The sequence below is a fragment of the Mycobacterium sp. E787 genome, from assembly GCF_001668725.1.
Classification (GTDB): domain Bacteria; phylum Actinomycetota; class Actinomycetes; order Mycobacteriales; family Mycobacteriaceae; genus Mycobacterium.
Genome location: NZ_LZKL01000014.1, coordinates 137,898 through 148,314, shown reverse-complemented (window position 1 = coordinate 148,314; position 10,417 = coordinate 137,898). Strand labels below are relative to the sequence as shown.

Sequence of the window (10,417 nt, the reverse complement as noted above, 5' to 3'; positions counted from 1 at the left end):
TCGACACACCCGCCCAACGCCTCGCCAACCTAATTAGCCAAGCCGCCTAAATGTTGCACTAACCACTTGACAACGGGCCCTCACCCGCCAGCCCGCCGGCGATTACCAGCCGGGGCAATGGACGTAAACGCACGCGCCGACCGGAAAGGGGAGTCAATGACCAACTACCTGTTCACCTTTCGCGGGGCCAGGGACTCGGGATTCGTGCCAGAGACGTTTGATGCCTGGGCCCGTTGGCACTTGCAGCTGGGAGCGCGCCTCAAGGACCGGGGCTACCCCGCGAAACTCGCCACCACGGTTGGCGCCGCAGGCGGCAACCAGGGCCGGACCTACCACGTAGCGGGCCACCTCAGGGCCGCCGGTGGAGTGCCCAGTCCGGGCGTGCATGCAAACCCTTTCCGTTCAACCACCACAACTGCTCAGGCGCGGCGTTCGGCGGCGACGATGCCGCCTTTGAGGAATTCGTCGATGACCTTCTTGAACACCGGCAGCATCAGCCGGTCAACACCGGGAATCTTGAGCGTTGACCGCAGGTGCCAGCTGACCTCGGTCCCTGTATTCCCCTCTCTCAGCTGGATCGTGCCGACGTGATTTCGGGTCGGTGCGCCGGAAAGCATTCGGTAGGCATAGCGGGTGGGTCGCTCGTACTCGATGATCTCTTCGACGAACGGCGGCCCCACGACCACCAGACGTCTGATCGCGCCGACGCCGTTCGGTGCGGGGACTCCCTCGCGGTCGAGCGTGCTGCGCCGACATGCCCACACGTAGTTCGCGATCCCGCGATGGTCGGTCATAGCGTCGAACACGTTCTCGATCGGCGCCGTCGAACTCCGGGTAAGGGTGAATTCAATCATCCGCAGTCCATGCCGCGGCTACGCGTTGCCGAAAGCTGTCCGCTGGCATCATCGGTCCTCTCTCGCTACGAACATCATCCATCCCGACCGCGCGGCAGTGTCGGAGGGGTTGACCGCGGTGGCCCGCACCCGGACTCGAACCTGTCCGGGGCCCGCGTGGGGCTCCGTCAACTCCATGAGATGCAAGGCCTCGCGACCGCCGAACTCGTCGTATCCGATCGCTCTCATATTGTCCCCCAACCCGCTTCTAGCGACCGTTATTTCGAGGCAGCGCAACACCTCACCGTCGCTGACTAGCCTGGATGCGGAATGCCGCGCAAACCCCGTGTGTCACGGGCTCGGCGACCGCGGCCGCTTCGCCTCCATCTTTGGCCATGGCGAAAAATTGGATCCGCAAGTAACCCAAGATCGCATCGGCGACCAGGTCAGGTTGCTCGGGGAAAAGTGCGTGGCTGGCGTCGTCGATGACAACAGTGGTGATGCGGTCGCCGTAGCATGCGTGAAGGTCGCCCCACTCGTCCCGGTGGTGGAATGGGTCGAGTGCGGCGACGAGCTCGAACACCGGCGCGCTGCCTGCGCCCCAGTAGCGGGTTACGTCGGCGCGGCGGGCGCAGTCGACCTGCATGGCCAGGGTATGCGGGTACCAGCCGGTCAACCAGATCGACGCGTCATGGCCGGGGGCGAAGAAAGCCAGACGCAGCGCGGCCAGTCGCTCGGTTTCCGGCAGCGACGGGTCACCGGCGCGCATGGGTGCCGAATTCACCTCGGCGGCAACGGTTTTACCGGATGCAGCGGCCAGGACGATTGCCGCGACCTTGTCGGGGTGATGCACTGCGGTGGCCCGGGCGACGAAGTTTCCGAAGGCGTGTCCGAGCACGACCGCGGGCCCCTCGGCGAGATTGTCGATCACGGCGGCGATATCGCCCGCCATGTCCTCGAACGTCACGGCGTTCATCGCACCCACCGAGCGGGCGATCCCGCGCGGCTGCGGCCGCAGCACGCGGTAGCCGGCTCCGACGAGCGCAGCCGTGAGGGGATCGAAGTCCGCACCTCCGTCGCGTCCGTAGGACGGGATAATCACGATAGACGGGCCGTCTCCGTCGACGTATGTCTCGATCAAAGCCGAGCCGGCCGCGACCATTTCGCTGCGACGCGTCATGACCGCTCCGTAGCGGAGTAGTCGAGCTCGACGCGCAGCAGCGCGGCGTTGCGCAGAATTCCGTGCGGGGGAGCGGTGGTGCCGCCGTCGGTGGTGACGTAGAGCACCCGGCCCGGGTCCCCTGGACCGCGGCCCCACGCGGCACTGGACGGCCCGACGAGGGTTTCGTCGAAGGGGTCGCCGGCGATGTGGCGCACTTCGCTGCCGTGGCGCGGCGCCAGGGGCACCCGGTCGAGGGTATTGGCCCGGTGGCGGGTCACGTAGGCGAATCCGGCGTCGGGGTCGACACAGAAGTCGTCGGCGTTGTCGATCGCGGCCACGAACTCGGGTGACGCTGCTGGATCACGTGTTTCGGGGTCGACGGCGACACGCATGAACACTTTCTGCGCGGTCGAGGTGTAGTACAGGTAGCCGGTCTGCGGACAGTAGCGGACGCCGTTGACTCCCGGTTGCGGGGGCGGCGGCAGGTCGCTGTCCGGGTCGAACGCCATGGTGTCATGCGTCGACCACACCCGCGCGGTGGCCGTGTGCGCATCGTCGGTGAGGTCCACCCGCCAGATCAGACCGGCAAAGCAGTCCGCAACGGCCAGCACTCCCGGTCCCAGCAGGCAGCTGCCGTTGAGTCCGCGGGCGCGGTCGTCGAAGCGGTAGATGGTCTCCGGCACCACCGGGTCGCCGGGTCGCCACCGGGTGAGATCTATTCGTACCAAGGATGATTCGCCGGTGGTGTAGGCGAGGGTGAGGTTGACGACGAAGACCTCGGGGAGGACCTCGACGATGCCGGTCACCAGCTGGTCGAAGGTGTGCACCAGTACGGGTTCGACCATCGCGCCGGGCGCGGCGGGTGCGACGTACCAGAGTTCCTTCTGCAGGACGGCGGTGATCAGGACAGAGCCGTCGGCGCGAACGGCAAGGTTTTCCGGGAAGTACTTCTCCGGAAATAGGGCCACGGGCGTCAACGTGACGGCGGGGAGCGGCGGAAGGGGCATAATCATCCTTTCAGCGCTGGTGCGGGTCCTCGGGGGCGGGGATGGCGAAGGCCGTCAGAACGTTGCAGACCGTCTGGTAGATGCCGGCGAGCATGGCGATGTCGAAAACGCCAGTGCTGCCGAGGATCCGCTCCGCATCGTCATACACGTCGTCGCTGACGGGGCCGCCGGTCGACAGTGCCCGGGCGAGACGGTGGGCGGCCCGCTGCGCGTCGGTGAGTGCGCCAGGCTCACCGCCGTCGGCCAACTCGGCGACGACGGTGCCGGAGAGCCCCGCGTCCCGGGCGACCGCGGTATGGGCGTAGAGCTCGTAGGGTGCTTGCCGGACCGCACCGACGGTGAGAATGACCACTTGCCGGACCTGCTCGTCGAGTGACGTGTGTTCCTGTTCTGCGGCCTGCAATGTCAAGAACGCGGTGGCGAGGGCGGGGTTCAGCAGGCTCGGGTTGAACGGGCCGATGAGCCGGCCGTCGATGGTGGTCGCCGCGAAGCCGCTCGCTTGGGCCCAGGGCACCGCGGTGGAAGCGATGCGCTCCAACAATTCCCGCTGGGAGCCGGTCAGCGCTTCGGGATCAGCCAGCGCCAGGCGGCCGCCCAAACCGTAAGTGGCACTCACTGGTCCAGACCCGTCGCGTTCGCCGGCACGTCGTACGCACCGAGGGTCATGCAGACCATCGTGAACCAGCCCAGCAACACCGTGACGTCGACGATGCCGGCATCCCCCAGCAGCGCCTTTGCCCGCCGATACAGGCCCACGGGGACCACACGCGCGGCGAGCAACGCCGAGGACAACTCGTAGACGACCTGTTCGCGCGGGTCGTCGAAGGACGTCGGCGCGCCGGCGATCAGGGCCTCGACGCGGTCCGGCTGCAGCCGGCCGTCCCGCTCGCCGATGATCTCGTGTTCGTAGCTGGCGTACGCGCTGCCCCAATGGCCGCAGACCAGATTGGTCGCGATCTCGATCTCCGCTTTGGTCAGCGTCGAGTCGCTCTGGTAGTAGGCGCCCGTGGGGACGATCGTCCGGGACAATGTCGGGTTGGCCAGCCAGATTCTGTGCGGACCCGGCACCAGCCCGCGCAGCTTCCGGGTGTAGTCGTACGCGTCCTTCATGTCAGGTGGCATCGCGGCTACCGGTGTCTCCGCGAAACGACCAAAAGTACCGAATGGTGTTGCGTCACTCACGTTTTCAACTCCTCCGCTGGCGACGGCGATGTGCTCGTGCGTGGGGCGACGCGGCCCCTAAGGTGAATGAGTACTCACGTTCCAAGCATGACACCGGTCGCGCAGCGATGTCAAACGCGAACGTTCATGTTTTTTTAGACGACTTGCCGCTACGGCCTGCGACGCGCGCCGACGGGCGGGTCGGCAGAGATTCCCTTCACGGTGTGCGGCACGCGATCCACCGACGCCTGACCGCCGAGGGCCAACTGCATCAGGTAGCCCGGCAGCACACACAGCAGCACATCGTTCACCGCGGGGCCACGGCTGCGGCTCTTCGCCCGTCCCGAGCTCAACAGTTGCCCCGCAGCGGCATTGGCGTTGCGCAGGAGTTCGGCCAGGGCCGGGTTCCGCAGCGCCTCCGTCCATACGAGCAAGGCGATCGCCGCGAAGCCGTCCTGGGCGTGGCGTTCGGTGACGAACTCGAGGACGGCCGCGATGGCCGCCTCGGCGGGCAGGCCGTCCTCGACGGATTGACGGATCACCGAGACCACCTGCTCGAGGTTTTCGGCGGCGATCGCCTCGATGACCGCGTCCTTGCTGGGGAAGTAGCGGTAGACCGCGCCAGAGGAGATCCCGGCCTCGTTCACCAGGTCCTGCATTGAGGTGCCGTGGAATCCGTCGCGCACGAAGCAGCGGCGCGCCGCCGCCAATATGTGGGCGCGCCGACTGGCGCGGTACTCGTCGGACACCTTCGGCATGCGGTCAGTCTAGCGATTAAAAACATGAGCGTTCGCGTTTAGGTGTCACCGGGGGAGGCGGTGTCTCGCCTGTTCGTCAGGACATTTCGACGACTGGACCGGTCAGCGAGCGCCTCGGAACCGCCACGGAGGCAGACACCTCGGAGCGGACGTGCGGCAGGGTGAGACTGATAACCACGGTCGCGGCGATGAAGGCGAGCGCTAGCCACCAGCCGACGTCGAAGTCGCGCACCGAGGCGGTGGGCCCCAGGGCGGTCACCAGGATGGCCACGCCAAGCGCCGAGGCCACCTGGCGACCGGAGTTGACCAGCGCCGAACCCGTGGCGGCGCGTGCCGGCGGCAGGGCGGTGGCGCCTGCGGCCATGAGAGTGCTCAGCGTCAGTCCGACCCCGATTCCGCTGAGCAGCATGCTGGGGAGCAGATCGGTCACGTAATGTGGCGCGGCCCTGGCGAAGACGATTCGCCAAACTAGCGAGGCGGCGAACAGCGTGCTTCCGATCGCGGCCACGCGGCCGGGACCGATGCGGTGAACGAGCCGGGCGGACCCGATGGTGACGACCGGCACCAGGGCCGGGCTGGGCGCCATCGCGAGACCGGTGCGCAACACGCTGTAGTGCCAAATATCCTGACACCAAAGCGAGTTCGACAGAAGCATGATGGCGAAGGCGGCGCCGAAGCAGAAGAACGCAACGTTGGCAATGGCGAAGTTACGGATCTTCAGCAGCGGCAGTTCGAGCAGCGGGTGCGGGTGCCGCGCCGTCCGCCACAGGAACCCAGCGGTACCCAGCATGGCGAGCGCCGCCAACGCGACCGTGCCCGCCGAGACCCATCCCCAGATGGGCGCCTGCACCAGCGCACCGGTCAGAGCGGCCACCGCGACGATCAACAAGGCACTGCCGACGAGGTCGGGCAATCGGTCGTCGCGGCGGGCCGGTTCGAACGGCAGGACACGGCGGCCGAGGAGCCACGCCGCGAGGCCGACAGGCAGGTTCACCATGAATACCCACCGCCAGCTGAAGGTGACCAGGACCCCTCCGAGCACTGGCCCGCAGACCGCGGCAAGCCCGCCAACGGCGGCCCAGCCGCGGGCCACGTTGGTACGGCGATGCGGTTCCACCGAGGCCATCAGCAAGGCCAGGGATGTCGGCAGTTGCGCGGCGGCGCCGACCGATTGCAGGACCCGCGCGGCCACCAGGACGGCGAGATTGGGAGCAACGGCGCAGGCCAGCGAGGCGACAGTGAACACCGCGATGCCAAGGAGAAAAACCCTTCGCTGGCCGAACCGGTCACCGAGGCGCCCCGCCGGTATCAGCAGCGCGGCCAGCGCGATGGCGTACGCGTTGAGCACCCAGGAGGCGGCGGACAGTGAGCTGCCGAAGCCGCGCCCGATGTCTACAAGGGCGACATTGACAATCCAGAGGTCCAGGTTCGACATGAACACCGCCGCCACGACCACGGTGGACATGATCCACCGCGCCGTAGCGCGGTTTGATTTCCAGACCGTCACAGGCAGCAGACTAGCGATACCACGGTTTGATATGCAAACCTAGAGCTTATGTCCGTAAGCGCCGCCCAACCGCCGGGACCGTTGCAGACCCCGACGGTCCGGGGGAGGCCCTGCGCGATCGCCGCCGCCTTGGAGATCGTGGGGGACCGGTGGTCCCTGCTGATCATTCGCGAGGTCCATCTCGGGCACCACCGCTTCGGCGAGATCGCGCGGAACACCGGCGCCCCACGCGACCGCCTGACCGCCCGGCTCAAGGAACTCGTCGCCGCTGGCGTCCTCGAGCGCGCGACGTACCAAGAGGCGCCGCCGCGCTGGGGCTATTACCTCAGCGAGGCAGGTCGTGGCCTGATTCCGGTGCTGCAGGTGCTGCGCCAATGGGGTAACCGGTGGGCGGTCGAGCAGCCGCCGATCTCGATGCGTCATCGCGACCACGAGTTGTCGGTCGGTCACACTTGCGATGCCTGTGGGGAGCCGGTCGACTACGCCGAGGTAAACCGCGTCCGGGTCACCGACGAGTGTTGATCCGGTACTGCGCCGCATCGTCGGCGCCGAGGCGGTCCCGGTTGCGGAGGTGGCAGAGTTCGTTGAGGCCGTGCCGCAGCCTCAGCAAGCGGAAAGGACTGGGCCGCAGTGGAACACGATGAACAGCGGCTACAACCTTCTTCGCGACGATAGACGGTCCACTTATGTGCGCACTCGGATGTTGTGGGGGAGAACAGGATGCCAGCCGCAGAAGATCGCACTCTGGCCTATCTCGTCGTGCGCCTCGCCATTGGGGTCAGTCTGGTTGGGCATGGTGTGGTTCGGCTGCCGAAGCTGGGTGTCTTTCACGCTGGCTTGATGAGCGAGTTTCACACATCGCTTCTGCCTCCGGCGCTGGTCTCCGGGTGCGGCTATGTCTTGCCGTTTGTGGAGTTGCTGAGCGGACTGCTGTTGGTGGCCGGCGCCATGACACGCACGGCCGCGGTGGCGGCCAGCTGCGTCATGATGATCCTGATCTTCGGCGCGACGTCGATTGAACGTTTCGACCTGATCGGCGATCAGCTCGTTCACACGATCTTTCTCGCCGCGGTCATTGCGTTCCGCGCTGATAACAGATACTCCCTAGACCGGCTGCTATCGCGACGGCGACGGCTCAACACCGGGCCCTCAAGGGCTTAGGGGACCGCTTGTTCGTGTGCGGTCAGGCGATCATGTCGGGCTGGTCGATCGATCTGGGACGGACGGCCGCAGTGAAGTGGTGATGCGTTCTGCTGTCCGGCGAGTGGCTTCGATCATCCCGGCCGGGGGACGGCCCGTCGGTAGCAACGTGGACACGACAGCGACGCCCGATGATCCAAGCGGAATCGCCATCGCGGCGCAGCTGTAGTCGGCTGCCACCTGCCCGGCGTCAACAAGCGGAACCCTAGTTGCGCAGCTATGGTGCGCGCGGGCTTGCGCCGTTTCCGGCGGGACGGCGTCACCCGTCTTCGCGATGTAGCGGACGGGTGTTCGGGCGTCGAGCGTGTCGAGGTATACGGGGCCGTCGCCCAAGTCGACCGACAGGCATACGGCTGCCCCGGTAAGCGCCGCGAGTTCGGCCATGGGCCGCCGCGACGCGACGCGCAGTCGGGCCACCGGCGTGACCGTCGCACCGAGACGGAGCACAGTTGCGCCCAAGCAGTAACGCGTCCCGTCCCGCCGAACTGCTCCCACATCTACCAGCTGGCGAAGGAGTCGATGCACCGTCGGATGGGGGAGCCGTGCTGCTGCGCTGAGATCCACCAGCCGCACCGGCTGCAACTCGGAGACCAACTCAAGAAGTGCGAACGCACTCTGGATGACGCCTCGGGCTGGGCCGACTGGTTCGGGCTTTCCAGCAGTAAAGGCCATGCGACAGCGTACCTTCTGGCTCCGGTGACACTGGCCCGTGGTCCCACTCGCGCCACGCGCTGCATCAACGGATCCTCGAGTCGCGCAAGTAGCCGGTGATGTCGGACGTGTCGGGCAGCGGGAGTCCGGCCGCAGACAGCAGACCGGCTTGGCGCAGCACTTGAGCATGATCCCAGTAGAGCGTCTCGCTCAGCATCAAGCCGTCCCGGAACTTGACGATCACGACGAAGGCGATCTCGAGCAGCACACCCGTCGGGGCCACGCCGGGAAGAAGATGCGGCACCACGCGGTCGTGGGTGAGCCGGATGATGCACTCATCGACCAAGACGTCTTCACCAATCGAGCGGTCAATGAGGTCAAGCTCCGTGTCCGGCGGCTGCCCTGGGATGAAGACGTCGGCGTAATAGGCGCGCAGAGCGTCGCGTCCGGATGCGCCGCTCATCGTCGGCAGGTGCATGACCCGCGCCTCGGGGACCATCGTCGACACCGCGAGATCTGCGTTCCTGACGTCGAATTCGTAGCGGGTATGCCGCTCCCAGAGCTCCACCATTTCATTGCCGTTCATCACGATGGAACGCTAGGACCGTTGCGGCGGGGGCGACAAACCGATGTCCGGAGAGTGGACAATTCGGCCCAGCGCATCGCCTACCGCGTTAAGTTCTGTCCGACCAACGGAGGTCGACGAGGCGCACGACCGGGCTCCTGATCGCAACAGGTCCCCCTGAACCTGGCAGGGTTCCCAAGGACGAAGCGATGTTCCTCGCGCTCAAGCGGCGCGGCGAAACGGAAGGCTTCACTACGGTCCGCTGGTGCCGCGCTCACGGCCGCGGGCGCGGCGGCCGTAACCGGACTGTGTGTCGCGCGGTGCTGAGCTGAAACTGGCGACGAGCGCGGCATCTACGGCAATTACCCGCGCGGTCTGACTTAATGCCAGCGCAGCGGCAAACTCGATAGCCGGACCGCGTCCTCGAGGATAACCGGCGGCACGGACTCAGCGTCTAACCGGAACGCGGGGATAGTGCGTAACCATTCGCTGACCAACACAGTCAACGCCGTTTTCGCCAGACTGACGGCCACACAGCGGTGCGGGCCCCCGCCGAACGCCCAGTAGTCCGCCCGCGACCCGTGGCCGTCCGCCATGTCTTCTTGGATGGCCGCCCCTACGCACAGCCCGACCCGGGCCCCTGCCGGTATCTCGACACCCGCCACGGTGACGTTCTGAGCGGCCCTGCGGATAATCACCGGGGCCGGCGGCTCGCGGCGCAGCACGTCTTCGACGAACCCCTCAATCCCTGGGGGGTTTTCGCGGAGCGAAGCGCATAGCCGCGGGTCGCGGGCAAGGTCAAGAAACACGAAACCCACCGCGCTCCTAAACGGCGTGATGCTTGCAGCGATCAGCATCTCAACTACCGCGCACGCGTCAGCTTCGTCGAACCCATCGTCACCGGCAACCAACCGCGACATAACACCCGCAATATCAGGGCTGGCGCGGCGCTGCGCGAAAGCCTCCGCCAAATAGGCGAGCATCTCGAATTTTTGCACCAAATCCTGGAAACGGACACCTGTGACCGCGGCCAGAGGCGCCCGCTGGATCGCCCAAAGCGCTTTCTCCCAGCGCAGCAACCTATCCCAGTCTTGCGGCGGCAACCCCAACACTGTGAGAAGAACCCGGGCCGCGAATGGCTCCGCAACATCGGCGATCACCTCACAACTACCCTGCGCGGCCACCGCTTCGACCACCGCCGCGGCCTGATCTTGCAACGCGGGTTGCATCTGTTTCACCGCGCGGGAATTCAATAGCGGCTGCAAGATTGCGCGCCAGCGCGCATGCTCCGGCCGATCCAAAACGGGGTTGAGCGAAAACACTTCCGGGTTATGCAGCGCTGCGAGCACGTCATCGGCCCGTGTGAGGCAATAGCCATTCATAAACGCGCTGTCCTCGATAAACACGACCGGCCCGCGCTTGCGCAGTGCGTCCCAAAGCTCGCGGCGATCTGTGAAGAAATCAGGCAGCAATTTGTCACCGATCGGTGAGGGTGATCTATCCCAGGCCGCACCTGCGCCGGCACGCTCACACATCGCCGAAGTACTCGCGGATCTGGACGAACTCCGTCCAA

General features: G+C 66.3%; 12 protein-coding genes. 2 read left to right on the top strand and 10 right to left on the bottom strand.

What is annotated here, in order from left to right; all coding sequences use genetic code 11:
- Nucleotides 1-419 precede the first annotated feature (419 nt).
- The 7 genes from A5705_RS02100 to A5705_RS02065 all read right to left on the bottom strand — a co-directional run bounded on the left by A5705_RS02100 (nt 420) and on the right by A5705_RS02065 (nt 6,428).
- Entirely contained in the window at nt 420-854 is a 435-nt protein-coding gene (locus tag A5705_RS02100; RefSeq protein WP_067872519.1) for an SRPBCC family protein, read from the bottom strand.
- A 280-nt stretch (nt 855-1,134) separates the two neighbouring features.
- A complete protein-coding gene (locus A5705_RS02090; protein WP_068274959.1) occupies nt 1,135-2,013 on the bottom strand; it encodes an alpha/beta fold hydrolase in 879 nt (292 codons plus the stop codon).
- Nucleotides 2,010-3,002 carry a hypothetical protein gene (locus tag A5705_RS02085; RefSeq protein ID WP_068274955.1) on the bottom strand — a complete coding sequence of 331 codons (993 nt, stop codon included), beginning with the start codon at nt 3,000-3,002 and terminating at the stop codon, nt 2,010-2,012. The genes A5705_RS02090 and A5705_RS02085 overlap by 4 nt, the downstream gene beginning before the upstream one ends.
- A gap of 10 nt (nt 3,003-3,012) precedes the next feature.
- Nucleotides 3,013-3,618, bottom strand: coding sequence for a carboxymuconolactone decarboxylase family protein (locus A5705_RS02080; protein WP_068274952.1), 606 nt, complete (start codon nt 3,616-3,618; stop codon nt 3,013-3,015).
- Nucleotides 3,615-4,124, bottom strand: a complete 510-nt coding sequence (locus A5705_RS02075) for a carboxymuconolactone decarboxylase family protein (protein WP_231964198.1) — start codon at nt 4,122-4,124, stop codon at nt 3,615-3,617. Before A5705_RS02075 ends, A5705_RS02080 begins: the two co-directional genes overlap by 4 nt.
- A 209-nt stretch (nt 4,125-4,333) precedes the next feature.
- Nucleotides 4,334-4,921: a TetR/AcrR family transcriptional regulator gene (locus A5705_RS02070; protein ID WP_067872539.1), complete on the bottom strand. Its 588-nt coding sequence runs from the start codon at nt 4,919-4,921 to the stop codon at nt 4,334-4,336.
- A 76-nt stretch (nt 4,922-4,997) separates the two neighbouring features.
- A complete protein-coding gene (locus A5705_RS02065; RefSeq protein WP_156738217.1) occupies nt 4,998-6,428 on the bottom strand; it encodes a DHA2 family efflux MFS transporter permease subunit in 1,431 nt (476 codons plus the stop codon).
- A 48-nt stretch (nt 6,429-6,476) separates the two neighbouring features.
- On the opposite strand from A5705_RS02065, the gene A5705_RS02060 reads away from it, so the two are divergent.
- Together A5705_RS02060 and A5705_RS02055 are read left to right on the top strand one after the other, a co-directional pair.
- Complete coding sequence (locus tag A5705_RS02060) at nt 6,477-6,950, top strand: helix-turn-helix domain-containing protein (RefSeq protein ID WP_067872545.1); 474 nt, start codon at nt 6,477-6,479, stop codon at nt 6,948-6,950.
- Nucleotides 6,951-7,148: 198 nt separating this feature from the next.
- On the top strand, nt 7,149-7,589 hold the full coding sequence (locus A5705_RS02055) for a DoxX family protein (protein ID WP_067872886.1): 441 nt from the start codon (nt 7,149-7,151) through the stop codon (nt 7,587-7,589).
- 30 nt (nt 7,590-7,619) lie between these two features.
- On the opposite strand, the gene A5705_RS29100 is transcribed toward A5705_RS02055, so the two are convergent.
- From A5705_RS29100 to A5705_RS02045, 3 genes are all read right to left on the bottom strand, one after another.
- Entirely contained in the window at nt 7,620-8,300 is a 681-nt protein-coding gene (locus tag A5705_RS29100; RefSeq protein WP_197516872.1) for a helix-turn-helix domain-containing protein, read from the bottom strand.
- Nucleotides 8,301-8,364: 64 nt separating this feature from the next.
- Entirely contained in the window at nt 8,365-8,868 is a 504-nt protein-coding gene (locus tag A5705_RS02050) for a hypothetical protein (RefSeq protein WP_156738218.1), read from the bottom strand.
- Between the two features lie 356 nt (nt 8,869-9,224).
- Nucleotides 9,225-10,379 carry a cytochrome P450 gene (locus A5705_RS02045; protein WP_156763003.1) on the bottom strand — a complete coding sequence of 385 codons (1,155 nt, stop codon included), beginning with the start codon at nt 10,377-10,379 and terminating at the stop codon, nt 9,225-9,227.
- Between the last annotated feature and the right edge of the window lie 38 nt (nt 10,380-10,417).